This window comes from Mycobacterium sp. E3198 (assembly GCF_001667015.1).
Lineage (GTDB): Bacteria > Actinomycetota > Actinomycetes > Mycobacteriales > Mycobacteriaceae > Mycobacterium.
Genome location: NZ_LZIS01000266.1, coordinates 51798 through 78556, shown reverse-complemented (window position 1 = coordinate 78556; position 26759 = coordinate 51798). Strand labels below are relative to the sequence as shown.

The 26759-nt window shown below is 71.9% G+C and carries 13 protein-coding genes; all 13 read left to right on the top strand.

Features of this window, described 5'->3' with window-relative positions:
* Window positions 1–921: hypothetical protein (locus A5673_RS29770; RefSeq protein WP_197518485.1), on the top strand; the 921-nt coding region annotated here is incomplete at its 5' end.
* Between the two features lie 143 nt (window positions 922–1064).
* Window positions 1065–2108, top strand: a complete 1044-nt coding sequence (argC, locus tag A5673_RS27340) for an N-acetyl-gamma-glutamyl-phosphate reductase (protein WP_068239979.1) — start codon at window positions 1065–1067, stop codon at window positions 2106–2108.
* Window positions 2105–3316, top strand: coding sequence for a bifunctional glutamate N-acetyltransferase/amino-acid acetyltransferase ArgJ (gene argJ, locus A5673_RS27335; protein WP_068239978.1), 1212 nt, complete (start codon window positions 2105–2107; stop codon window positions 3314–3316). Before argC ends, argJ begins: the two co-directional genes overlap by 4 nt.
* On the top strand, window positions 3313–4200 hold the full coding sequence (argB, locus tag A5673_RS27330) for an acetylglutamate kinase (protein ID WP_068239977.1): 888 nt from the start codon (window positions 3313–3315) through the stop codon (window positions 4198–4200). The genes argJ and argB overlap by 4 nt, the downstream gene beginning before the upstream one ends.
* Window positions 4197–5381 (top strand): acetylornithine transaminase, encoded by a 1185-nt coding sequence (locus A5673_RS27325; protein ID WP_369806532.1) that lies wholly within the window; start codon window positions 4197–4199, stop codon window positions 5379–5381. The genes argB and A5673_RS27325 overlap by 4 nt, the downstream gene beginning before the upstream one ends.
* Window positions 5378–6304, top strand: a complete 927-nt coding sequence (argF, locus tag A5673_RS27320; protein WP_068239975.1) for an ornithine carbamoyltransferase — start codon at window positions 5378–5380, stop codon at window positions 6302–6304. The genes A5673_RS27325 and argF overlap by 4 nt, the downstream gene beginning before the upstream one ends.
* Entirely contained in the window at window positions 6301–6795 is a 495-nt protein-coding gene (locus A5673_RS27315; protein WP_068239973.1) for an arginine repressor, read from the top strand. The genes argF and A5673_RS27315 overlap by 4 nt, the downstream gene beginning before the upstream one ends.
* Before the next feature lie 12 nt (window positions 6796–6807).
* A complete protein-coding gene (locus A5673_RS27310; RefSeq protein WP_068239971.1) occupies window positions 6808–8004 on the top strand; it encodes an argininosuccinate synthase in 1197 nt (398 codons plus the stop codon).
* A 97-nt stretch (window positions 8005–8101) separates the two neighbouring features.
* Window positions 8102–9514, top strand: coding sequence for an argininosuccinate lyase (gene argH, locus A5673_RS27305; RefSeq protein ID WP_068239967.1), 1413 nt, complete (start codon window positions 8102–8104; stop codon window positions 9512–9514).
* Window positions 9515–9620: 106 nt separating this feature from the next.
* Window positions 9621–10682 carry a type III polyketide synthase gene (locus A5673_RS27300; protein ID WP_068239966.1) on the top strand — a complete coding sequence of 354 codons (1062 nt, stop codon included), beginning with the start codon at window positions 9621–9623 and terminating at the stop codon, window positions 10680–10682.
* Between the two features lie 228 nt (window positions 10683–10910).
* Window positions 10911–17300: a type I polyketide synthase gene (locus A5673_RS27295; protein WP_068239965.1), complete on the top strand. Its 6390-nt coding sequence runs from the start codon at window positions 10911–10913 to the stop codon at window positions 17298–17300.
* Window positions 17301–17319: 19 nt separating this feature from the next.
* Window positions 17320–23676, top strand: coding sequence for a type I polyketide synthase (locus A5673_RS27290; protein ID WP_068239963.1), 6357 nt, complete (start codon window positions 17320–17322; stop codon window positions 23674–23676).
* 3 nt (window positions 23677–23679) lie between these two features.
* Window positions 23680–26745, top strand: coding sequence for a type I polyketide synthase (locus A5673_RS27285; RefSeq protein ID WP_068239959.1), 3066 nt, complete (start codon window positions 23680–23682; stop codon window positions 26743–26745).
* Window positions 26746–26759 lie beyond the last annotated feature (14 nt).

Below are 26759 nucleotides of genomic sequence, written 5' to 3'. Positions count from 1 at the left end.
TCCGGGGCGTTGACGCTGCCGCCGATCAACTTGTCGTTGCCGGGGTTGCCGAGCTTCACGTTGCCGCCGTTGCCGGGTCTGCCGTCGATCACGCTGCCCAACATCGGGGCCGACATCACCGCGGCGCTCAACGCGGTGTTGTCCGGGGCGTTGACGCTGCCGCCGTTCACCTTCCCGGGCCTGCCTCCGTTCACGCTGCCTAACCTCGGTGCGTTGGGTGTGAACCTGAGCGCGGCGCTGAACGGGATCGGTGGTTCGATTAGCGCGTCGCTGAATGGGTTGGGTGCGTCGCTGAACGCGATGTTGGCCGGAAGCCTGAACCTGGGCACCAACCTCAACGCGTTTATCCAGACCGGTCAGACGCTGGCGGCCAACTTCGCCGCAGAACTCGGGGCGGGCCTGAACACGGCGATCCAGACCGGCGAGAGCCTCGCCGCTAACCTCGCTGCCGCGTTGTCCACGCTGTCCCTTCCCAACCTGGGACTGTCCATCAATGGGGCGCTGTCGGCTAACCTCGGTGCCGCTCTGAACGGCCTGCTGCAGGCGACCGGATCCCTGGCGGGCGGCCTCACCGGCGGCCTCGGGGGCCTGGTGAGGGCCGGTGAAATGCTGGGCGGGAGCCTGGCGGCGGGCCTGTCCGGGTTCGCCGGCACTGGTAACGCCTTGGCGATGATCTGGGAGAACACCGCGGCGCAGGTTGGTTCCGCGCTGAGCGGCGGCTTCTCGTCGACCGTCGCGGTGGGCGCCCCCGGCTTGATCGGACTCGGCTCGGACCTCGCGACCGGGTTCGCGGGTGCCACCGCTGCACTCGAGCAGACGGGCGTCTCGCTCGCCGGCTCGCTGAGCACCGCACTGACCGATCTCGAGCTGTCGCTGCAGGCCGCCCTGGACGCCAGCCTGGGCATCAGTTTCGCCGCATAGACCGGTGGCGCCCAGGAGATTCGTGTAGGCCCTCGCTCTCCCGAAGCGGAGCCTTTGCCCGACACGATCTCCTGGGCGTACGCCGCTCCAGCAGGAGCGGAATGGATTTGCAAACTGCTGCATAACCATGCAGAATCATCCGAATGGCCGACGTATTGAGGGTGGCGGTTGCCGGCGCCACCGGCTACGCGGGTGGTGAGATTCTCCGTCTGCTGCTCGGGCATCCCGCCTGCGCCGACGGGCGGCTGACCATCGGGGCGCTGACTGCCGCGGCCAGCGCCGGCAGCACCCTCGGCGAGCACCATCCGCACCTGATCCCGTTGGCTCAGTGCACGATTGAGCCCACCGATCCCGCCGTGCTCGCGAGCCACGACGTGGTGTTCCTGGGCCTGCCGCACGGGCATTCGGCCGCGCTGGCCGAACAGCTCGGCCCGGACACCCTGATCATCGACTGCGGGGCCGACTTCCGGCTCTCCGACGCCGCCGCCTGGGAGCGGTTCTACGGAACGACCTACGCCGGCAGCTGGCCGTACGGCCTCCCGGAGCTGCCCGGCGCGCGCGAGCGGCTGCGGGGCGCGCGCCGGATCGCCGTCCCGGGTTGCTATCCGACCGCGGCGTTGCTGGCGTTGTCGCCCGCGATGGCCGAGGACCTCATCGAGCCCGCGGTCACGGTGGTCGCGGTCAGCGGCACGTCGGGGGCCGGTCGCGCGGCCAAGGTCGACCTGCTCGGCTCGGAGGTCATCGGCTCGGCGCGGGCCTACAACATCGCCGGCGCGCACCGGCACACCCCCGAGATCGCGCAAGGGCTGGCCGCCGTCACGGCTCGCGACGTCACGGTGTCATTCACCCCGGTGCTGATCCCGACGTCGCGCGGCATCCTGGCCACCTGCACCGCCCGCACCCGGGCGCCGCTGTCTCAGCTGCGCGCGGCCTACGAAAAGGCTTACGACGCGGAGCCGTTCGTCTACCTGATGCCCGAGGGGCAGTTGCCCCGCACCGGGGCGGTGATCGGCAGCAACGCGGCCCATGTCGCCGTGGCGGTGGACGAGGCGGCCGAGACCTTCGTGGCGATCGCCGCGATCGACAACCTGGTCAAGGGCACGGGCGGGGCGGCGGTGCAGTCGATGAACCTGGCGCTGGGTTGGCCGGAGGGCGAAGGCCTTTCGGTGGTCGGGGTCGCGCCGTGACCCACACAGCCGAGGCGCGGTTGCTGCGCGAACAGGGCGTCACCGCGCCCGCAGGGTTCCGGGCCGCCGGCATCGCCGCCGGCATCAAGGCGTCGGGCAACCCCGACCTTGCCCTGGTCTTCAACGAAGGCCCCGACTATGCGGCCGCCGGGGTCCTCACCCGCAATAAGGTCAAGGCCGCGCCGGTGCTGTGGACTCAGCAGGTGCTGACCACCGGGCAGCTGCGCGCGGTGGTCCTCAACTCCGGCGGCGCGAACGCCTGCACCGGGCCGGGCGGATTTCAGGACACGCACGCCACGGCGGAAGCCGTTGCGGCCGCCCTGTCCGACTGGGGGACGGAGACGGGGGCCATCGAGGTCGCCGTCTGCTCCACGGGCCTGATCGGTGACCGCTTGCCGATGGACAAGGTGCTCGCCGGGGTGCGGGAAATCGTGCACGAGATGGCCGGGGGGCTGTCGGGCGGGGAAGAAGCCGCCCAGGCCATCATGACCACCGACACCGTGCCGAAACAGGTTGCGCTGCACCACCCCAACAACTGGACGCTCGGCGGGATGGCCAAAGGCGCGGGCATGATCGCCCCCTCGTTGGCCACCATGCTGTGCGTGCTCACCACCGACGCGGCCGTGGAAGCAGCGGCGCTCGACCGGGCGCTGCGCCGCGCCGCTGCACGCACCTTCGATCGGCTCGACATCGACGGCTGCTGCTCGACCAACGACACCGTGCTGCTGATGGCGTCGGGAGCCAGCGAGATCACCCCGTCCCAGGCCGAACTCGACGAGGCGGTGCTGCGGGTCTGCGACGACCTGTGTGCCCAGCTGCAGGCCGACGCCGAGGGCGTCACCAAGCGCGTCACCGTCACCGTCACCGGGGCCGCCTCCGAGGACGACGCGCTGACCGCCGCGCGGGCGATCGCCCGCGACAGCCTGGTCAAGACCGCGGTGTTCGGCTCGGATCCCAACTGGGGGCGGGTGCTTGCCGCCGTCGGCATGGCGCCGGTCACCCTCGAGCCCGGTCGAATCCGGGTGTCCTTCAACGGTTCCGCGGTCTGCATCGACGGGGTCGGGGCGCCCGGCGCGCGGCAGGTGGACCTGTCGGGCGCCGACATCGACATCACCGTCGACCTGCGGGTCGGCGACGCCTCCGCCGCCGTCCGGACCACCGACCTGTCGCACGGCTACGTCGAAGAGAACTCGGCCTACAGCTCATGAGCCTCCGCGTCGACGCGCTGCCCACCGGGGTCAAGGCCCAGGTGCTGGCCGAAGCCCTACCGTGGCTCAAACAGCTGCACGGCAAGATCGTCGTCGTCAAGTACGGCGGCAACGCCATGACCGACGACACGCTGCGGCACGCGTTCGCCGCCGACATGGCGTTCCTGCGCAACTGCGGCATTCACCCCGTGGTCGTGCACGGCGGCGGGCCGCAGATCACCGCGATGCTGCGGCGGCTCGGCATCGAGGGCGACTTCAAGGGCGGATTCCGCGTCACCACACCGGAAGTGCTCGACGTGGCACGGATGGTGCTGTTCGGTCAGGTGGGCCGCGAACTGGTCAACCTGATCAACGCGCACGGGCCCTACGCCGTCGGCATCACCGGCGAGGACGCGCAACTGTTCACCGCCGTGCGGCGCAGCGTGACCGTCGACGGCGTGGCCACCGACATCGGCCTGGTCGGCGACGTCGACAAGGTCAACACCGCCGCGGTGCTGGATCTCATTGCGGCGCGGCGCATTCCGGTGGTATCGACGCTCGCGCCCGACGCGGAGGGTGTGGTGCACAACATCAACGCCGACACCGCCGCGGCGGCGCTGGCCGAGGCGCTGGGAGCCGAAAAGCTGCTGATGCTCACCGACGTCGAGGGCCTGTACACCAGTTGGCCGGACCGCGGTTCGCTGGTCAGCGAGATCGATACCGTCGCGCTGGCGCAACTGCTGCCGACGCTGGATGCGGGCATGATCCCCAAGGTCGAGGCGTGCCTGCGGGTCGTCACGGCGGGTGTGCCCAGCGCGCACATCATCGACGGGAGGGTCGAACACTGTGTGTTGGTCGAGCTTTTCACCGACGCGGGCACCGGAACCAAGGTGGTGAGGGCGTGACCCGCAGCGACGAGATGCGCCAGCGCTGGGAAGCCGTGATGATGAACAACTACGGCACCCCCCCGCTGGCGCTGGCCAGCGGTGACGGCGCCTTGGTCACCGACGTCGACGGTAAGACGTATATCGATCTGCTCGGCGGCATCGCGGTCAACGTGCTCGGCCATCGCCACCCGGCCGTCATCGAGGCCGTCACCCACCAGCTGGCAACCCTGGGCCACACCTCCAACCTGTATGCCACCGAGCCGGGCGTCGCGCTGGCCGAGGAACTGGTCGCCCTGCTGGCGGTCGACGCGCAGGCGCGGGTGTTCTTCTGCAACTCGGGCACCGAGGCCAACGAGGTCGCGTTCAAGCTGTCGCGGCTGACCGGTCGCACGAAACTGGTTGCGGCGCAGGAGGCGTTTCACGGCCGCACGATGGGCGCGCTGGCGCTGACGGGCCAGCCGAGCAAGCAGGCGCCGTTCGAGCCGCTGCCGGGTTACGTCACCCACGTGCCGTACGGCGACGTCGACGCGCTGGCCGCCGCGGTCGACGACGCCACCGCCGCGGTCTTCCTCGAGCCGATGATGGGGGAGAGCGGTGTCGTCGTCCCGCCCGAGGGCTACCTGGCCGCCGCGCGGGACATCACCGCGCGCCACGGCGCGCTGCTGGTGCTCGACGAGGTGCAGACCGGAATGGGCCGCACCGGAGCCTTTTTCGCCCACCAGCACGACGGCATCACCCCGGACGTGGTGACCATGGCCAAGGGCCTCGGCGGCGGGCTGCCCATCGGGGCGTGCCTGGCCGTCGGTCCGGCCGCCGAGCTGTTGACCCCCGGCCTGCACGGCAGCACCTTCGGCGGCAATCCGATCTGCACCGCGGCCGCGCTCGCGGTGCTGCGCACCATCCAGGCCGAGGGCTTGGTCCGGCACGCCGAGGTGCTGGGCAAGTCGGTGCGCCATGGCATCGAAACGCTGGGCCACCCGCTGATCGACCACGTCCGCGGCCGCGGACTGCTGTGGGGCATCGTGCTGACCGCCGAACGCGCCAAGGACGCCGAGGCGGCCGCGCGCGACGCCGGGTTCCTGGTCAACGCCGCCGCGCCGAACGTCATCCGGTTGGCGCCGCCGCTGATCGTCACCCAAGCCCAGATCGACGGCTTCATCGAAGCGCTGCCGGGCATCCTCGACGGGGTGACGGCATGACCCGCCACTTCCTGCGCGACGACGACCTGTCGCCCCAAGAGCAGGCCGAAATCCTCGAGCTGGCAGCCGATCTCAAGAAGGACCCGTTCAGCCGCCGACCGCTCGAGGGCCCGCGCGGCGTCGCGGTCATCTTCGACAAGAACTCGACCCGCACCCGCTTCTCGTTCGAGATGGGCATCGCCCAGCTCGGCGGGCACGCCGTCGTCGTCGACGCCCGCAGCACCCAGATGGGGCGCGACGAGACGCTGGGCGACACCGCGCAGGTGTTGTCCCGTTACGTCGAGGCCATCGTCTGGCGGACCTTCGGGCAGGACCGGCTCGAGGCGATGGCCGCGACGGCGACCGTGCCCGTCATCAACGCGCTCTCCGACGACTTCCACCCCTGCCAGGTGCTGGCCGACCTGCAGACCGTCGCCGAACGCAAGGGGTCGCTGAAAGGGTTGCGGTTGTCCTACTTCGGCGACGGCGCCAACAACATGGCGCACTCGCTGATCCTCGGCGGGGTCACCGCCGGCATCCACGTCACCGTCGCGGCGCCCGACGGCTTCGCGCCGGACCCGGCGGTGGTGGCCGCCGCCGGGCGGCGCGCCGACGCCACCTGCGCGTCGGTCACCGTGACCGCCGACGCCGACGCGGCCGCGAAGGGCGCCGACGTCCTCGTCACCGACACCTGGACGTCGATGGGCCAGGAGGGCGACGGGCTGGACCGGGTGGGGCCGTTCCGGCCGTTCCAGGTCAACGCCCGGCTCCTCGGCTTGGCCGACCCGGAAGCCGTTGTGCTGCACTGCCTTCCGGCCCACCGCGGCGACGAGATCACCGACGAGGTGATGGACGGCCCGGCCAGCGCGGTGTGGGACGAGGCGGAAAACCGGCTGCACGCCCAGAAGGCGCTGCTGGTGTGGCTGCTGGAGCGCTCCCGATGACGCGCTCGAAGGCCACCTCGGAAACCACCCGGGCCGGTCGCCAGGACCGCATCGTGGCGATCCTGGCGTCGGCGTCGATCAGCAGCCAGAGCGAGCTGGCGGCCCGGCTGGCCGACGAGGGGATCGACGTCACGCAGGCCACCCTGTCGCGGGACCTCGAGGAGCTCGGCGCGGTGAAGCTGCGCGGCGCCGACGGCGGCGTCGGGGTCTACATCGTTCCGGAGGACGGCAGCCCGGTGCGCGGGGTGTCCGGGGGCACCTCCCGGTTGTCCCGGTTGCTGGGCGAGCTGCTGGTGTCCGCCGACGCCAGCGCCAACCTCGCGGTGCTGCGCACACCCCCCGGCGGCGCCAACTATTTGGCCAGCGCAATCGATCGCGCGGCGTTACCGTACGTGGTCGGCACCATCGCCGGCGACGACACCGTCTTCGTGGCGGCCCGGGAGCCGATGACCGGCGCCGAACTGGCCGCCACCCTGGAACGCCTGAAGTAACGAAGGAGACCTATGTCAGAGCGCGTCATCCTGGCGTATTCCGGGGGACTGGACACCTCGGTGGCCATCAGCTGGATCGGCAAGGAGACCGGCCGCGAGGTGGTTGCCGTCGCGATCGACCTCGGGCAGGGCGGCGAGGACATGGAGGTCGTGCGCCAGCGGGCCCTGGACTGCGGCGCAGTGGAGGCCGTCGTCGTCGACGCCCGCGACGAGTTCGCCGAGGGCTACTGCCTGCCGACCGTCCTCAACAACGCGTTGTACATGGACCGCTATCCGCTGGTGTCGGCGATCAGCCGGCCGCTGATCGTCAAGCACCTCGTGGCGGCCGCCCGGGAGCACGGCGGCACGATCGTCGCGCACGGCTGCACCGGCAAGGGCAACGACCAGGTGCGGTTCGAGGTCGGCTTTGCGTCGCTGGCACCGGATCTGCAGGTGCTGGCGCCGGTCCGCGACTACGCGTGGACGCGGGAGAAGGCCATCGCTTTCGCCGAGGAGAACGCGATCCCGATCAACGTCAGCAAGCGCTCGCCGTTCTCGATCGACCAGAACGTGTGGGGCCGCGCGGTGGAAACCGGCTTCCTGGAACACCTTTGGAACGCCCCCACCAAGGACGTGTACTCCTACACCGAGGACCCCACCCTGAACTGGAGCCCGCCCGACGAGGTGATCGTCGGGTTCGAGCGCGGCGTGCCGGTGTCCATCGACGGCAAGGCGGTGTCGATGCTGCAGGCGATCGAGGAGCTCAACCGCCGCGCCGGCGCGCAGGGCGTCGGGCGCCTCGACGTCGTCGAGGACCGGCTGGTCGGCATCAAGAGCCGCGAGATCTACGAGGCGCCCGGGGCGATGGTGCTCGTCACCGCCCACACCGAGCTCGAGCACGTCACCCTGGAGCGCGAGCTGGGCCGGTTCAAGCGGCACACCGACCAGCGCTGGGCCGAGTTGGTCTATGACGGGCTGTGGTACTCGCCGCTGAAGGTCGCGCTGGAGAGCTTCGTCGCGAAGACGCAGGAACACGTCTCCGGCGAGATCCGAATGGTGTTGCACGGCGGGCACATCGCGGTCAACGGCCGGCGCAGCTCGGAATCCCTGTACGACTTCAACCTGGCCACCTACGACGAGGGCGACAGCTTCGACCAGTCGGCCGCCAAGGGCTTCGTCTATGTGCACGGGCTGTCGTCGAAGATCGCCGCCCGCCGGGACCAGCAGTGACGGCGCCTCACATCACCGCGAGCGTGCGCGTCTGCACGGCGACACGCCGCATTTCGCGTACAAATGCGCACGCTCGCGCCATCGTGAGCGAGCGCAGGTGAGCACACGCGAGGGTTCGCTGTGGGGCGGCCGGTTCGCCGAAGGCCCGTCCGACGCGCTGGCCGCGCTGAGCAAGTCCACCCACTTCGATTGGGTGTTGGCGCCCTACGACCTCGTCGCCTCGCGCGCCCACACCGTGATCCTGTTCCGGGCCGGGCTGCTGAACGAGGAGCAGCGCGACGGGCTGCTGGCCGGCCTGGACAGCCTCGCCGCCGACGTCGCCGACGGCAGCTTCGCCCCGCTGGTCACCGACGAGGACGTGCACGCCGCGCTGGAGCGCGGGCTGATCGACCGGGTCGGGCCCGACCTGGGCGGCCGGCTGCGGGCGGGGCGGTCGCGCAACGACCAGGTGGCCACGCTGTTCCGGATGTGGCTGCGCGACGCGGTGCGGCGGGTGGCGGCCGGGGCGCTCGACGTCGTCGCCGCGCTGGCCGGCCAGGCGGCCGCCCACCCGGCGGCCATCATGCCGGGCAAGACCCACCTGCAGTCCGCGCAGCCGATCCTGCTGGCCCAGCACCTGCTCGCGCACGCCCACCCGTTGCTGCGCGACGTGGACCGGATCGTCGACTTCGACCAGCGCGCGGCGGTGTCCCCGTACGGCTCGGGGGCGCTCGCCGGATCCTCGCTAGGCCTGGATCCCGACGCGATCGCCGCGGAACTGGGCTTTCGCGCCGCCGCCGAGAACTCCGTCGACGCGACCTCGGCCCGAGATTTCGCCGCGGAGGCCGCGTTCATCTTCGCCATGATCGGCGTCGACCTCTCGCGGCTGGCCGAGGACATCATCCTGTGGAGCTCGACGGAGTTCGGCTACGTCACCCTGCACGATTCCTGGTCGACGGGCAGCTCGATCATGCCGCAGAAGAAGAATCCCGACATCGCCGAGCTGGCCCGCGGCAAGGCCGGGCGGCTGATCGGGAACCTGGCCGGGCTGCTGGCGACACTCAAGGCGCAGCCGCTGGCCTACAACCGCGACCTACAGGAGGACAAGGAGCCGGTCTTCGACGCGGTGGCCCAGCTGGAGCTGCTGCTGCCGGCGATGGCGGGGCTGGTGGCGAGCCTGACGTTCAACGTCGAGCGGATGGCCGCGCTGGCCCCGGCCGGCTACACGCTGGCCACCGACATCGCGGAGTGGCTCGTGCGTCGGGGCGTGCCCTTCCGGTCCGCGCACGAGGCCGCCGGTGCGGCGGTGCGGACCGCCGAGAACCGCGCCGTCGGCCTCGACGAGCTCACCGACGACGAGCTGGCCGCGATCAGTCCCGAGCTGACGCCCCAGGTCCGCGAGGTGCTGACCATCGAGGGCTCGGTGGCCTCGCGTGACGCTCGGGGCGGCACCGCGCCGACCCGGGTCGCCCAGCAGCTCGAGGCGGTCCTGGCCAGGCGCGCGGAGCTCGGCGACCGGTTGCGCGGCTGAGTGACCTGGGCATATGCCCGGCGGTTTTCAAAAGGCTAAACTTCCAGACTTATGGCATCGAGTTGAACGGCTCGGCCTATGTCGTCGTCACCAAGGGATGGGACCAATGAGCGTCATCGCCGGAGTCTTCGGTGCGCTGCCGCCGCACCGCTATTCCCAGCGAGAGCTCACCGACTTCTTCCTGCGCATCCCCGGTTTCGAGGACTACGAGGACATCGTCCGCCAGCTGCACGCCAGCGCCAAGGTCAACGGCCGCCACCTGGTCCTGCCGCTGGAGCAATATCCCGCGCTGACCGACTTCGGCCGGGCCAACCGGATCTTCATCGACAAGGCCGTCGACCTCGGGTGTGAGGCGCTCGAGGGCGCCCTCGGCGAGGCGGGCCTGCGGCCCCAGGACCTCGATGTGCTCATCACGACGACGGTGACCGGGATCGCGGTTCCGTCGCTGGACGCCCGGATCGCCGGGCGGCTCGGGCTGCGCGACGACGTGCGGCGGGTGCCGCTGTTCGGCCTGGGCTGCGTCGCCGGGGCGGCCGGGGTGGCGCGGCTGCACGACTACCTGCGGGGCGCCGTGGATGGGGTGGCCGCCCTGGTCTCGGTCGAGCTCTGCTCGATGACCTACCCGGGATACAAGCCGTCGCTGGCCGGCCTGGTCGGCAGCGCGTTGTTTGCCGACGGGGCCGGGGCGGTGGTGGCCGTCGGTGACCGGCGCGCCGAGGAGATCGCCGCGGGAGGCCCGGCCATCATCGACTCCCGCAGCCACCTCTACCCGGACTCGCTGCGCACGATGGGCTATGACGTTGGCGGCGCCGGGTTCGAGCTGGTGTTGTCCAAGGACGTGGCCGCCGTGGTCGAGCAGTACATCGCCGAGGACGTCGGCGGGTTCCTCGGCGCGCACGGCCTGAGCACCACCGACATCGGCGCCTTCGTGAGCCACCCCGGCGGTCCCAAGGTCATCGAGGCGATCAACGCGAGCCTTGAGCTGCCGCCGGAGGCGCTCGAGCTGACCTGGCGCTCGCTGGGCGAGATCGGCAACCTCTCGTCGGCCTCGGTGCTGCACGTGCTGCGCGACACCATCGCCAAGAAGCCGCCCAGCGGAAGCCCGGGCCTGATGCTGGCGATGGGTCCGGGATTCTGTTCGGAACTCGTGTTGCTTCGGTGGCACTGATTCGTCGTGTTCGTGAACTTTTCGTCGTACGGTAAAACTCTGCCGGTGGGGTCTGTTGGGGCGTTGCACAAGGTGCTGACAGTGGGGCGGCGAGAGTGTGGTCGGGGGTCTGTTCGGGGGTTCAGGAGAGGCGCAAGCCGCGTCGGCGGGGGCGATGAGCCCGCCCCGGCCGTCGCTGCCGCGCCGCCGTACCCCCGTGCGGATGAGTGACACGAGAGGCCGGGTGGCATGACCAGCACCCACGATGAGCTCGTCGCTGCGCTCCGAAAATCACTGAAGGAAAACGAGCGGCTGAAGCGGGAGAACCGCGAGTATCTCACCCTGATCGCGGAAGGGACCACCGAGCCGGTGGCGGTGGTGGGCATGGCCTGCCGCTATCCGGGCGGGGTGGATTCGCCCGAGGGCCTGTGGCAGATGGTGGCCGAGGGCCGCGACGTGGTGTCGGAGTTTCCGGCCGATCGCGGCTGGGAGCTGGCCGATCTGTTCGATCCGGATCCCGATGCGGTGGGCAAGTCGTACACGCGGTGCGGCGGGTTCCTGGCCGACGTCGCGGATTTCGACGCCGCCTTCTTCGGGATCGCGCCCAGCGAGGCGCTGGCGATGGATCCGCAGCAGCGGCTGTTGCTGGAGGTGTCCTGGGAGGCGTTGGAGCGGGCCGGGATTGATCCGGTCGCGTTGCGGGGCTCGCCGACGGGCGTGTTCGCCGGGGTGTTTCACGGCTCCTACGGCGGCCAGGGCCGGGTGCCCGGCGACCTGGAACGCTATGGGCTGCGCGGATCGACCTTGAGCGTGGCCTCGGGCCGGGTGGCGTACGCGCTGGGCCTGGAGGGCCCGGCCGTGTCGGTGGACACGGCGTGCTCGTCGTCGTTGGTGGCGCTGCACCTGGCGGCGCAGTCGCTGCGATCGGGCGAGTGCGATCTGGCGCTGGCCGGCGGCGTGACGGTGATGGCCACTCCGGCGATGTTCATCGAATTCAGCAGGCAGCGAGCGCTGTCCGCCGACGGCCGGTGCAAGGCGTACGCGGGTGCCGCCGATGGCACGGCGTTCTCCGAAGGCGTGGGCGTGCTGGCGCTGGAGCGGTTGGCCGATGCCCGCCGATTGGGGCATCCGGTGCTGGCGCTGCTGCGCGGGTCCGCGGTGAACCAGGACGGGGCCTCGAACGGGCTGGCGACGCCCAACGGGCCGTCGCAGCAACGGGTGATCCGGGCGGCGCTGGCCAACGCGCGGCTCAGCCCGGCCGAGGTGGACCTGGTGGAGGGCCACGGCACGGGCACCACCCTGGGGGATCCCATTGAGGCCCAAGCGCTTCTGGCGACCTACGGCCAGGACCGGCCGGCGGACCGGCCGCTGTGGCTCGGGTCGATCAAATCGAACATGGGGCACACATCGGCCGCGGCGGGCGCCGCCGGGGTGATCAAGCTGGTGCAGGCGATGCGGCACGGGTTGATGCCCAAGACGCTGCACGTCGACGCGCCGACGCCGCACGTCGACTGGTCGGCCGGGGCGGTGTCGTTGTTGACGGAGCCACGGCCCTGGCCGGCGCAGGACCGGCCGCGGCGCGGGGGGGTGTCGGCGTTCGGGATCAGCGGCACCAACGCGCACGTCATTGTGGAGCAGGCGCCGGAGGCCCAGGCGCCGGGGTCGGCGGGCGACGACGCGGCGGCGCCGTGGGTGCTGTCGGCGCGGTCGGCCGACGCGCTGGCCAACCAGGCCGCCCGGCTGCTCGCGCACGTGGCAGCCGATCCCGCCCTGCGCGCGGTCGACGTGGGCTGGTCGCTGGCCGCGACTCGATCGCTGTTCGAGCATCGGGCGGTCGTGGTGGGTGCCGGTCGCGACGAGTTGGTGGCGGGGTTGGCGAGCCTGGCCGCCGGTGAGCCGGGCGCCGGCGTGGTGACGGGGCGGGCGCGGCCGGGGGGCAAGACGGTGTTCGTGTTCCCGGGGCAGGGCTCGCAGTGGGCGGGCATGGGGGCCGAGTTGCTCGACAGTTCAACGGTATTCGCCGAACAGCTGCGCCGGTGCGAGAAGGCGCTCGCCGAGCACGTGGAGTGGTCGCTGGTCGACGTCATCCGCGGTGCGCCGGGGGCCCCGGGGCTCGATCGGGTCGACGTGGTGCAGCCGGCGCTGTGGGCGGTCATGGTGTCGCTGGCCGAGCTGTGGCGCTCGATGGGCGTGGCGCCCGACGCGGTGATCGGGCATTCGCAGGGCGAGATCGCGGCGGCCTACGTGGCGGGCGCGCTGTCGCTCGAAGATGCCGCCCGGGTGGTTGCGCTGCGCAGCCGGCTGCTGGTGGGGCTCGCGGGTGCGGGCGGCATGGTTTCGCTCGCGTGCGGGCCGGCGCGGGCCGGGGAGCTGGTCGCCGCGTGGGGCGATCGGCTGAATATCGCTGCCGTCAACGGTGTTTCGTCGGTGGCCGTGTCGGGTGACGTGTACGCCCTGGCGGAGCTGGTGCAACGGTGTGAGGCCGAGGGGATTCGCGCCCGCACGATCGACGTCGACTACGCCTCCCATTCCGCCCAGGTCGACGTCATCCGCGAACCGCTCCTCGAGGCGCTGGCCGGCATCGCGCCCCGTTCCTCGTCCGTCGCCTTCTTCTCCACCGCGACCGGTGCCGTCCTGGACACCGCCGCGCTGGACGCCGACTACTGGTACCAAAGCATCCGGCAGACGGTGCAATTCGAACGGGCGGTGCGCAGCGCGGGCGACGCCGGCTTCCGTGTCTTCGTCGAGTCGAGCCCGCATCCGGTGTTGATCACCGGCATCGAGCAGACGCTGGCGGACCAGGTCGCCGACGCGATCGTCATTCCGTCCCTGGGTCGCGACGACGGTGGCCTGCAACGGTTTTGGCTGTCGGTGGGCCAAGCGCACGTGGCCGGCGCGCGCGTGGACTGGCGGCCGGCGCTGGCCGGTGGGCGGCGGGTGGACCTGCCGACGTACGGGTTTGCGCGGCGGCGGTTTTGGCTCCCGGATGCGTCGACGGGTTCGGGCGACGCGGCCAGCCTGGGCGTGCTGGGCGCCGAGCACGGTTTCTTGCGCGCGGTGGTGGAGCGGCCCGACGCGGGCGGAGTGGTCCTGACGGGCCGGTTGTCGGTGGCGACCCAGCCGTGGCTGGCCGGGCACGCGGTGGCCGGCACGGTGTTGTTCCCGGGGGCGGCATTCGTGGAGCTGGCCATCCGGGCCGGCGACGAGGTCGGCTGCGGGGCGATCGAAGACCTGACGCTGTCCGCCCCGCTGGTGCTGCCCGCGACCGGCGCCGCGCAGGTGCAGGTGGTGGTCGGCGGCGCCGACGACTCCGGGCACCGGGAGGTGTCGGTGTACTCCCGTGGCGCCCAATCGGGTTCGGACTGGGTCCGCCATGCCCAGGGCCTGCTGACCGAGCGGCCCCTGACACCGGACTCGGACCTGTCGGTGTGGCCGCCCGTCGGCGCCACGCCGGTGGACGTCGCCGGCGCCTACGAGCGGCTTTCCCAGCGGGGCTACCAGTACGGCCCGGCCTTCCGGGGCCTGCGGGCGATGTGGCGGCGGGGCGAGGAAGTTTTCGCCGAGGTCGAGGTTCCGCAGGACGCCGGCGCCCAGGCCGGCGGCTTCGGGATGCACCCGGTCCTGTTGGACGCGGCGTTGCACGCGCTCGGGCTGGCCGACGAGCAGGCCCAGACGGTGCTGCCGTTCTCCTGGCAGGGCGTGTCGCTGCACGCCGCCGGCGCCGCGCGGGCGCGGGTTCGCATCGCTCCGGCCGGCGCGGACGCGGTGTCGCTGGAGCTGGCCGACGCGACGGGACTACCGGTGCTGTCGGTGCGGTCACTGGTGATGCGGCCGGTGTCGCGTCAGCAGTTGTCGGCGACCGCCGCTCCGGCCGAGGGGTTGCTGGAGGTGGCGTGGTCTCCGATAGCCCTGGGCGACAACGATGTTGGCGAAGGCCTCGCGATCTGGGAGCTGGCCGCCGCCGGACCCGACGTGGTGGGCTCGGTACACGCGGCCGCCACCGAGGTGTTGGGCGTGCTGCAGTCCTGGTTGGCCGGCGAGGGTTCCGGGGTGTTGGCGGTGCTCACCCGTGGGGCCGTCGCGCTTGCGGGCGAGGATGTTTCGGATCTGGCCGGCGCGGCGGTGTGGGGGCTGGTGCGGTCGGCGCAATCCGAGCATCCCGGCCGGGTGGTGCTGGTGGATTCCGACGGCTCGGTGGACGTGGCGGCGGCGATCGGTTGCGGCGAGCCGCAATTGGTCATTCGCGCCGGTGTGGTCCATGCGGCGCGCCTGGCGCCGGTCGCGGCGGAGTCCGTGCTGACGTTGCCGTCCCGGGGCTGGCGGTTGGACGCGGGAAGCGCCGGCACGCTGGAGGACCTGGTGCTGGGACCGATCCCGCGGGTGGAGCTCGCCGCCGGGCAGGTGCGGGTGGGGGTGGCCGCGGTCGGCGTGAACTTCCGGGATGTGTTGGTGGCGTTGGGCATGTATCCCGGCGGCGGCCGGCTGGGGGCCGAGGGCGCCGGGGTGGTCACCGAGGTCGGGCCGGGCGTGACCGGGCTGGCCGTCGGCGACCCCGTCATGGGATTGCTGGGTGTGGTCGGTTCCGAGGCCGTGGTGGACGAGCGGCTGGTAGTCCGGGTCCCCGCGGAATGGTCGTTGGTCACGGCGGCCGGCGTCCCGGTGGTGTTCCTGACGGCGCTCTACGGGCTGTCGGATCTGGCCGGGCTGAAGGCCGGGGAGCGGGTGCTGGTGCACACCGCGACCGGCGGGGTGGGGATGGCCGCGGTGCAGCTGGCGCGGCATTGGGGGGCGGAGGTGTTCGCGACCGCCAGCCGCGGCAAATGGGACACGTTGCGCGCCATGGGCTTCGACGACGACCACATCGGCGATTCACGGACGCTGGAGTTCGAGGGCAAGTTCATGGCCGCCACCGGCGGGACCGGAGTCGATGTGGTGCTCAACTCGCTGGCCGGCGAGTTCACCGACGCGTCGTTGCGGCTGCTGGCCTCCGGCGGGCGCTTCATCGAGATGGGCAAGACCGACCCGCGCGATCCGCAGGCCGTCGCCGAACAATACCCCGGCGTGGCCTATCAGTCGTTCGACCTGATGGAGGCCGGGGCCGACCGCACCGCCGCGATGCTGGCGGAGGTGATCCGGCTGCTGCGCGACGGTGCGATACACCCGCTGCCGCTCAAGACGTTTGACGTCCGGTGCGCCTCGGCGGCGTATCGCTTCGTCAGCTCCGCCCGCCACATCGGCAAGGTCGCCCTCACCATCCCCGACGGGCCCGGCGGCGCCCTTTCCGGATCCGGTGGCGGGCTGGCCGGGGGCAGCGTCCTGATCACGGGCGGCACCGGCATGGCCGGTTCGGCGCTGGCCCGCCACCTCGTCGAGCGCTACGGGGTGGCCCAGGTGGTGCTGGTCAGCCGCGCCGGCGCGGACGCCGCCGGGGTGCCTGAGCTGGTGAGCCGGCTGGAAGGCGCCGGGGCCCGGGTGTCGGTGGTGGCCTGCGACGTGGCCGACCGCGACGCCGTGGCGCGGCTGCTCGCCGAACTGCCCGCGGACTACCCGCTGCGCGGGATCGTCCACGCCGCCGGGGTGCTCGACGACGGGTTGATCTCCTCCTTGACCGCCGACCGCGTCGACGCGGTGTTGCGGGCCAAGGTCGACGGCGCCTGGAACCTGCATGAGCTGACCCGGGATCGCGACTTGGCGGCGTTCGTGGTGTTTTCGTCGATGGCCGGGATCGTGGGCACCCCGGGACAGGCCAACTACGCCGCGGCCAACACGTTCCTGGACGGCCTCATCGCGCACCGGCGTGCGCACGGACTTCCGGGCGTGTCGCTGGCCTGGGGGCTGTGGGAACAGGCGTCGGCGATGACAGCACACCTGGGCGATCGGGACAAAGCCCGGATGAGCCGCATCGGGCTGGCGGCCCTGTCCACCGAGCAGGCACTCGACTCCTTCGACACCGCCATGCTCGTCGACCACCCCGTGGTGGTGGCCGTCCGAGTGGATCGAACCGCCCTGTCCGACAACGCCGCCGGGCTGCCTCCGTTGTTGCGGGAGCTGGCGGGCCGCCGCACCCGCCGCGTCGTCACCGACCCCGGTCACAGCGCGTCGACGACCGGCCTCAAGGCGCGCCTGCACGGGCTGAGCCCCGAGGCGCGCCAGCGCGAGCTGGTCGACCTTGTCCGCGGCAACGCTGCGACCGTGTTGGGGCTGCCGAGCGGCGCCGACATCGCCGCCGACCGCGCCTTCCAGGACCTCGGCTTCGACTCACTGACCGCCGTCGAGCTGCGCAACCGCCTCAAAACCGCTGCCGGCCTGACGCTTTCGCCCACCCTGATCTTCGACTACCCCACCCCCGCGACCCTGGCCGCCCACCTGGGCGCCGAACTGGCCACCACCGCCGACGCACCCGCCCTGATGTCCCGCTTCGAGGACATCGTCCGCGAGCTGCAGGCGCTGCTGGACTCGCCCGACTGCAAGCCGGACGACAAGGCGCGACTGAGCGCTCGCCTCCAAAACCTGCTTGCCACAGCGGCTTCGGCCGACCGGCCCGACCCCGACCACCGTGACGAGCTCGACGACGACCTCGACGCCGCCGACGAAAGCCAACTCTTCGCGATCCTCGACGAAGAACTCGGCCGCCCATGAGCCAGGAACTTCCGCTGAAATGACTACGCCGAGCACCGAAAAGCACGTCGATTACCTCAAGCGCCTGACCGCAGACCTCAGGCGGACCCGGCGACGGGTGGCCGAGCTGGAAGGCAAGCTGTCCGAGCCGGTGGCGGTGGTCGGCATGGCGTGCCGCTACGCCGGTGGGGTGGATTCTCCGGAATCCCTGTGGCAGCTGGTGGCCGACGGCCGCGACGCGGTCTCGGATTTCCCCACCGATCGCGGCTGGGAGATCGACGCGTTGTACGACCCCGACCCCGACGCGCAGGGCAAGATGTACACGCGTCAGGGCAGCTTCCTGCAGAACGCCGGCGATTTCGATGCCGGATTCTTCGGCGTCGGGCCCAGCGAGGCGCTGGCGATGGACCCGCAGCAGCGACTCATGCTCGAGGTGTCCTGGGAAGCGTTGGAACGGGCCGGCATTGACCCGCTGGCGCTGCGCGGCTCACCGACCGGGGTGTTCGCCGGGGTCATTCACGCCGGCTACGGCGGCGAGGTCAAGGGCGAGCTCGAGGGCTATGGCCTGACCGGGTCCACGCTGAGCGTGGCGTCGGGCCGGGTGTCCTACGTGCTGGGCCTGGAAGGCCCCGCGGTGTCGGTCGATACCGCGTGCTCGTCGTCGCTGGTCGCCATGCACCTTGCGGCGCACTCGTTGCGCACCGGCGAATGCGATCTCGCGCTGGCCGGCGGCGTGACCGTCATGGCCACGGCGGCCGCGTTCGTCGAGTTCAGCAGGCAGCGGGCCCTGGCGCCCGACGGCCGCTGCAAGGTCTACGCGGGCGCCGCCGACGGCACGTCGTGGTCGGAGGGTGCGGGGGTGCTGGTGCTGGAGCGGTTGTCCGACGCGCGCCGGCTGGGGCACCCGGTGCTGGCGCTGCTGCGCGGCTCCGCGGTCAACCAGGACGGCGCCTCCAACGGCCTGACCGCGCCCAACGGGCCGTCGCAGCAACGGGTGATCCGGGCGGCGCTGGCCGACGCCGGGCTGACGACGGCCGACGTGGACGTGGTCGAGGGCCACGGCACCGGAACGGTGTTGGGCGACCCGATCGAGGCCCAGGCGCTGTTGGCGACCTACGGGCAGGATCGGCCCGCGGACCGGCCGTTGTGGTTGGGGTCGATCAAATCCAACATCGGGCACACGTCGGCGGCCGCCGGGGTGGCCGGGGTGATCAAGATGGTGCAGGCGATGCGCCACGAGCTGCTGCCCCAGACCTTGCACGTCGACGTGCCCTCGCCGCACGTGGATTGGTCCGCGGGGGCGGTGTCGGTGCTGACCGAGCCGCGGCCCTGGACGCCCGAGCCGGCGAACGGGCCGCGGCGGGCGGGGGTCTCGTCGTTCGGGATCAGCGGAACCAACGCGCACGTCATCATCGAGGAGCCGCCCACCGAGCCGGAAAGCCCCGCGCCGCACCGCGACGGCGCCGATCCCGTCGTGCCGTGGGTGGTGTCGGCCCGGTCGGAAGCGGCGCTCGCCGATCAGGCGGCCCGGCTCGCGGCGCACGTCGGTGCAGACCCGGGCGCGGACGTCGTCGACGTCGGGTGGTCGCTGGCGACCACGCGGTCGTCCTTCGAGCACCGTGCCGTGCTGGTGGGCGGCGACCGTGCGGCCCTGCTGGACGGATTGGCGGGGCTGGCTTCCGGGCACCCCGGCGCGGCGGCGGTGGTGGGCGGCGCGCGATCGGTGGGCAAGACCGTCTTCATGTTCCCCGGCCAGGGCTCGCAGTGGTTGGGCATGGGCGCGGCACTGTACGGGCGCTTTCCGGAATTCGCCCGGGCCTTCGACGAGGCCACCGAGGCGTTGGACGGCCACCTGCGGTTGCCGCTGCGCCAGGTGATGTGGGGCGACGACCCGGAGTTGTTGGAGAGCACCGAGTATGCGCAACCGGCGCTGTTCGCCATCGAGGTCGCGCTGGCGGCGTTGTGGCGGTCCTGGGGTGTGCTGCCCGACGTCGTGATGGGCCACTCGGTGGGGGAGCTGGCCGCGGCGCACGTGGCCGGGGTGTTGTCGTTGGCCGACGCGGCGTGCGTGGTGGCGGCGCGGGGACGGTTGATGGCGCGGTTGCCCGCCGGCGGGGCGATGGTGGCGGTCGCCGCCGCCGAGGCGGAGGTCGCACCCATGCTGACCGAGGGGGTGAGCATCGCGGCGGTCAACGGCCCGGAAGCGGTGGTGGTTTCGGGCGAGCGGGGCGCGGTGGACGCGGTGGTGGACCGCCTGACGGCGCTGGGCCGGCGGGTGCACCGGCTGCCGGTCTCGCACGCGTTCCACTCGGCGCTGATGGATCCCATGATCGACGACTTCGCCGCGGTGCTCGACGGCATCTCGGTCGGGGAGCCGCGGATTGAGTTGGTGTCCAACGTGACCGGGCAGCTGGCCGGGCCGGGGTACGGGTCGGCCGCGTACTGGCTGGAGCACGTGCGCGAACCGGTGCGCTTCGTCGACGGGCTGCGGCTGGCCGAGTCGCTCGGCGCGAGGGTTTTCGTCGAGGTGGGCCCCGGCGCGGCCTTGACGGCGTCGCTGTCGCAGTCCCTGAGCGCCGAACCGGTCGCGTCGGTGATCACGATCGCCAAAGACCGCCCCGAGACCGAATCCGCGCTGCGCGCCGCCGGCGGCCTCTACGCCAGCGGTGTCGGCATCGACTGGGCGGCGACATATGACGGCCTGGCCGCGCGACGGGTCCCGTTGCCCACGTATGCCTTTCAGCGCCGCCGATATTGGCTGCCGGCCGAACTGGTCGGTTCGGGCGGCGTGAGCACCTCAGGCCTGGCGGGGGCCGGGCACGGGTTGCTGGGCGCGGTGGTGGAGCGGCCCGATTCGGGCGGGGTGGTGCTGACGGGCCGGATGTCGACCGCCGCCCAGCCGTGGCTGGCCGACCACGCGGTGGCCGGGATGGTGCTGTTTCCCGGCGCCGGGTTCGTCGAGCTGGTGTTGCGCGCCGGCGACGAGGTCGGCTGTTCGGTGGTCGAGGAGTTGACCTTGTCGGCTCCGCTGATCCTTCCGGCGCGCGGCACGGTGCGCGTGCAGGTGGTGGTGGGCGCCGCCGGAGAGGCCGGCCGGCGGGCGGTGTCCGTGTATTCGTCGGACGTTCAGCCCAATTCGGACTGGATACTGCACGCCGAGGGCGAGTTGAGCGCGGGCTCGACGGAGCCGGCCGCCGACCTGTCGCTGTGGCCGCCGGCGGGCGCGACGGCGGTGGACGCGGCCGGCGGCTACGACCGGCTGGCCGAACTGGGCTACGACTATGGCCCGGCGTTCCGCGGCCTGCGGGCCATGTGGCGGCGCGGCGAGGAGATCTTCGCCGAAGTCGCCGTTCCGCAGGCCGCCGGGATGACGGTCGCCGGGTACGGAATACACCCCGTCCTGTTGGACGCCGCCCTGCACGCGCTGGGAATGGACGACGCGCAGGCCCGGGCGGTGCTGCCGTTTTCCTGGCAGGGCGTGTGCCTGCATGCGGCCGGGGCGTCGCGGGTCCGGGTGCGCCTGGGCCCGGTCGGCGCGGGTGCGGTGTCGCTGGAGCTGGCCGATCCCGCGGGCCTGCCCGTCTTGTCGGTGCGCGAGCTGGTGCTGCGCCCGGTGTCGGCCGAGCAGCTGTCGGCGGGCGCAGCCCGTCCCGGCGGGGCGGCCCTCTTCCAGCCGACGTGGTCGCCGGTGTCGTTGCCGCCCAACGGTGTTGCCGAAGCGGCGGTGGTCTGGGAGCCCGGCTCCCGGGATGGCGCCGGCCTGCCGGGGTCGGTGTACGCGGCCACCCACGAGGCGCTGGGCGTGTTGCAGTCCTGGCTGGCCGGTGACGGCTCCGGCGTGCTCGTCGTGCAGACCCGTGGGGCGGTGGCCTTCGACGGCGAGCAGGTCACGGACCCGGCGGCCGCGGCGGTGTGGGGGCTGGTCCGTTCGGCGCAGGCGGAACACCCCGGCCGGCTGGTACTGCTGGATTCCGACGGATCGGTGGACGTCGACACCGTGATCGCGTGTGGCGAACCACAAGTGGTGGTGCGCGCCGGCGAGGCGTATGGGGCCCGGCTGGCGCCGGCGGAAGGTTCGGCCCTGGCGCTGCCGCCGGGGGAGTGGCGGCTGGCCGCGGGCGACGCCGGCACGCTCGAGGACCTGGCGGCGCAGCCCTGCGCGCGGGCCGAGCTGACGGCCGGGCAGGTGCGGGTGGCGGTGGCCGCGGCCGGGGTGAACTTCCGGGATGTGTTGGTGGCGTTGGGGATGTACCCCGGCGCCGCCGATTTGGGCGCCGAGGGCGCCGGGGTCGTCACCGAGGTCGGGCCGGGCGTGACCGGGTTGTCGGTCGGCGACGCCGTGACGGGAATCATCGGCCTGACGGGTTCGGAAGCGGTGGTGGACGAGCGGCTGGTGGTGCGGGTCCCGGCGGGGTGGTCGCTGGTGGCGGCCGCGGGCGTGCCGGTGGTGTTCCTGACCGCGCTGTACGGATTGTCGGATCTGGCCGGGCTGAAGGGCGGCGAGCGGGTGCTGGTGCATGCCGCCGCGGGCGGGGTCGGGATGGCGGCGGTGCAGCTGGCGCGGCATTGGGGGGCGGAGGTGTTCGCCACCGCCAGCCGGGGCAAGTGGGACACGTTGCGCGCCATGGGGTTTGACGACGACCACATCGGCGATTCGCGGACGCTGGAGTTCGAGGGCAAGTTTTTGGCCGCCACCGGCGGGGCGGGTGTCGACGTGGTGCTCAACTCGCTGGCCGGCGAGTTCACCGACGCGTCGCTGCGGCTGCTGGTCTCCGGCGGGCGCTTCATCGAGATGGGCAAGACCGACCTGCGCGACGCGGCGGCCATCGCCGCGCAATACCCCGGTGTGCGGTATCGGGCGTTCGATCTGATGGAGGCAGGACCGGACCGCATCGCGGCGATGCTGGGCGACTTGATGAGCTTGTTCGCCGCCGCCACGTTGACGCCGTTGCCGGTCAAGGCGTTTGACGTCCGGCACGCCACCGAGGCATACCGGTTCGTGAGCCAGGCCCGCCACACCGGCAAGGTGGTGCTCACCCTGCCGGACGGCGCGGGTGGACTGGCCGCGGGCACGGCGTTGATCACCGGCGGGACCGGCATGGCCGGCTCCGCGCTGGCCCGCCACCTGGTCGCGAAGTACCGGGTGCCCCATTTGATGTTGGTCAGCCGCGGCGGCGAGCGGGCCGACGGCGCCGCGGAACTGGCGGCAGAATTGCGGGACGCCGGCGCATCGGTGTCACTCATTGCCTGCGATGTCGGCGACCCCGAGGCGGTGGCGGAATTGCTCGCGCGGGTGCCGGCGCGTTATCCGCTGCGCGGCGTCTTCCACGTTGCGGGCGTTATCGACGACGGGTTGATCGCGTCGCTGACCCCCGACCGGATGGACACGGTGTTGCGGGCCAAGGTCGACGGTGCCTGGCATCTGCATGAGCTCACCACGGAATTGAATCTGTCAGCGTTCGTGATGTTTTCGTCGATGGCCGGCATCGTGGGCGCGCCGGGCCAGGGCAACTATGCGGCGGCCAACAGCTTCCTGGACGGGCTCGCGTCCTATCGGCGGGCGCAGGGGCTGGCCGGGTTGTCGGTGGCGTGGGGCCTCTGGGAAGAGGCCAGCGCCATGACGCGACACCTCGGCGACACGGACCGGGCCCGCATGAGCCGGGTGGGACTGGCGCCCTTGTCCAGCCAACAGGCGTTGCAGCTCCTGGACGACGCGCTGCTGGCCGACTGCCCGCTGGTGGTGGCGGCCCGCCTGGACACGGCGGCGCTGGGCGGCGACGGCGCGATGGTCCCGCCGATCCTGCGCGGGTTGGCCACCCGCCGGGCGCGGCGCGTCATCGCCGACGCCACGACGGCGGCCTCGGTGTCGGGCCTGCGGGCGCGACTGCATGGGCTGACCGCCGAGCAGCGGCACTCCGAACTCGTCGATGTGGTGTGCGGCAACGCCGCAACGGTGCTCGGCCACGCCACCGCGGATGTCGACGCCCAGCGCGCCTTCGGCGACCTCGGGTTCGATTCGCTGACCGCGGTGGAGCTGCGGAACCGCCTCAAGACGGCGACCGGGCTGACCCTGTCACCCACCCTGATCTTCGATTACCCCACCCCGTCCGCGCTGGCCGAGCACCTCGACGCCCAACTGGCCATGGCGCCCACCAACGACCCGCCCGACCGCATGGCCCGCTTCAACGACGTCGCTCGCGAACTGCAGGCGCTGATCGACCAACCGGGCTGGAGCGCCGACGACAAGGCCCGCCTGACGGCCAGGATCCACACGCTGCTCTCCACCGTGAGCGCCCCGGAGCCGGAGCTGGACCCCGCCGAGCTTCTCGGCGACGACCTCGACACGGCGACCGAAAGCCAACTGTTCGCCATCCTGGACGAAGAAGTCGGGCCCTGATCCGTGCCACCGACAGCCATCGCAGTCATCGGGCTGGCCTGCCGCTTCCCCGGCGCCGGAGGCCCGGCCGACTTCTGGCGGCTGATTCGCGACGGCGCCGAAGCCACGGCGCTGCCGGGTGACGTCGCCGAGTTCGACGCTGACTTCTTCAACGTCTCGCCGCGCGAGGCCGCCGCGATGGATCCCCGGCAGCGCCTCGCGCTGGAGCTGGTGTGGGAGGCCGTCGAAGACGCGTTCGTGCTACCGGAAACCCTGCGCGGACAGCCGGTCGCGGTGTACCTGGGCGCGATGAACGACGACTACGGCGTGCTGACCCTCGCGCAGGAAATCGACCACCACTCGTTCGCCGGGGTCAGCCGGGCGATGATCGCGAACCGCGTCTCGTACGCGTTGGGGCTGCACGGCCCGAGTGTGACCGTCGATTCCGGCCAATCGTCGTCGCTGGTGGCGGTGCACCTCGCCTGCGAAAGCATCCGCACCGGCGAGTCCGCGCTGGCTCTGGCCGGCGGCGTCCACCTGAACCTGGCCAACGAAATATCCGCGCTGGAAACGGAATTCGGCGCGCTGTCGGCCTCGGGCCACACCTATGCATTCGACGCGCGCGCCGACGGCTACGTGCGCAGCGAGGGTGGCGGCCTCGTGTTGCTGAAGCCGTTGCGCGCAGCCCTCGACGATGGTGACTACATCCGCGCCGTCATTCGGGGCAGCGCGGTCGGCAACGCCGGGCACAGCGCCGCCGCCCAGACGGTGCCGTCGCTGCCGGGCGAAGTCGACGTCATCCGGCGTGCGTTGCGTTCCGCCGGCCTCGACGGCGGCCAGCTGCAGTACGTCGAGGCACACGGCACGGGAACCGAAATCGGCGACTCGGTGGAGGCGACCGCGCTCGGCGTGGTGTTCGCCGGGCCCCGGCGCCGGCCGCTCGGCCTGGGATCGGTGAAGACCAACATCGGCCACGCCGGCGGCGCCGCCGGCATCGCGGGCTTGGTCAAGACCGTGTTGGCCATCGAAAACGCGGCCATTCCGGCGACTCTCAACTATGCGGAACCGCGACCCGGATTCGATCCGGAGAGCCTCGGGCTGCGCGTCAACGCCACACTGACCCCCTGGCCGGAAGACGGGGAACCGCGGCGCGCGGGCGTGTCGTCGTTCGGCATGGGCGGAACCAACGCGCACGTCGTAGTCGAGCAGGCCCCCGCGCAGCCGAAAGGCGAAGCGCGGGAACGCGGTAACGCGCCGACGGCATGGGTGCTGTCCGGCCGCTCGGAACGGGCGCTGGCCAATCAGGCCGCCCGGCTGCTGACCCACGTCACCGCCGAAGCGGCGCCGGACGTCGGCGACGTGGCGTGGTCATTGGCGACGACGCGCTCGGTGTTCGAGCATCGGGCGGTGCTGGTGGGCGCGGACCGGGCGGCGCTCGCAGCGGGATTGGCGGTATTGGCCGCCGGCCAGGCCCCTCCCGGCGCGGTGGTGGGCCGGGCGCGCGCACCGGGCAAGACGGCGTTCGTGTTCCCCGGGCAGGGCGCGCAGTCCCTCGCGATGGGGGCGCAGCTGCATGGCCGGTTTCCCGCGTTTGCGCGGGCCTTCGACGAGGCCGCGGCGGCGCTGGACGACCACCTGCGGCTGCCGCTGCGCGACGTGATGTGGGGAAGCGACCCAAAGCTGTTGGACAACACCGAATTTGCGCAACCGGCGTTGTTCGCGATCGAGCACGCGCTAGCCGAATTGCTGCGCGACTGGGGGGTCGTCGCGGATGTCGTGCTGGGCCACTCGGTGGGCGAAATCACCGCGGCGCATCTGGCGGGGGTGTTGTCGCTCGCCGACGCGGCCAAACTGGTGGCGGCGCGTGGCCGGCTGATGGCCGGGCTGCCGGCGGGCGGCGTGATGATCGCGGTCGCCGCCGGCGAGGCCGACGTGACGCCGTTGCTGACCGACGGGCTGGCGATCGCGGCGGTCAACGCCCCTGACGCGGTGGTGATCTCGGGCGCGGACGCTCCGGCCATGGCGGTCGCAGACACCCTGGCGCGCCAGGGCAGGCGGGTGCATCGGCTCACGGTCTCGCACGCGTTTCACTCGCCACTGATCGAGCCCATGATCGACGACTTCGCCGCGGTGGTGGCCGACGTGTCACCGGCCGAGCCGCGGACTGCGTTGGTGTCCAACGTGTCCGGCCGGCTCGCCGGGACGGGGTATGGGTCGGCGAGCTATTGGGTGGAGCATGTGCGCCGTCCGGTGCGTTTCGCCGACGGGGTGCGAGCCGCCGAGTCGTGCGGTGCCGACGTATTCGTCGAAGTCGGGCCGGGCGGCGGCCTCGGCGCCGCGGTCGAGCACTCGGTGACCACCGACCATCCGGTGTCGGTGACCACGCTCGCCAGGGACCGGCCGGAAGTGGAATCTCTGCTCACCGCGGCCGGCCGGTTGTTCGCCGCCGGCGTGGCGGTCCGTTGGGGCGCCGTCCTGCGCGGCGGTCGGCGGGTCCCGCTGCCGACGTATGGCTTTGCCCGCCAACGGTTCTGGTTGGGCGCCCACCCGGATTCGCCGTCCCGGGTGGCGTCGCGCCCGGCCGAACTGGCCGAGCGGCTGCGCCAATTGCCGGACCACGAGCAGCGCCAAGAGCTCCTCGCGCTGGTGTGCGGGCACGCCGCGGCCGTGCTGGGACACGCGGACCTGGATGCCGTCGACGCCGAGCGCGCCTTCCAGGACCTCGGGTTTGATTCGTTGACCGGGGTCGAATTGCGCAACCGCCTCAAAGCCGACACGGGGCTGGCGCTGTCGCGCACCCTGGTCTTCGACTATCCCAACCCGGCGGCGTTGGCCGATCACCTGGCGCAAGGGCTGTTGCACGGTGACCACGAAAAGTCGGATGACGAAAAGATCTGGTCGGCGCTGAAAAAGATTCCGCTTCATGAACTTCGAAGAACCGGATTGCTCGACAAACTATTGGCGTTGGCGGGCGATCCGGAAAATTCGCGCGATCAATCCACACTCACCGAAGACGCCATCGATTCTTTGAGCCCCGACGCGCTGATCGCGCTCGCGTTGGATGCGGGCGACGCGGACGACGTTCAATAAGGAAACAAAGACCG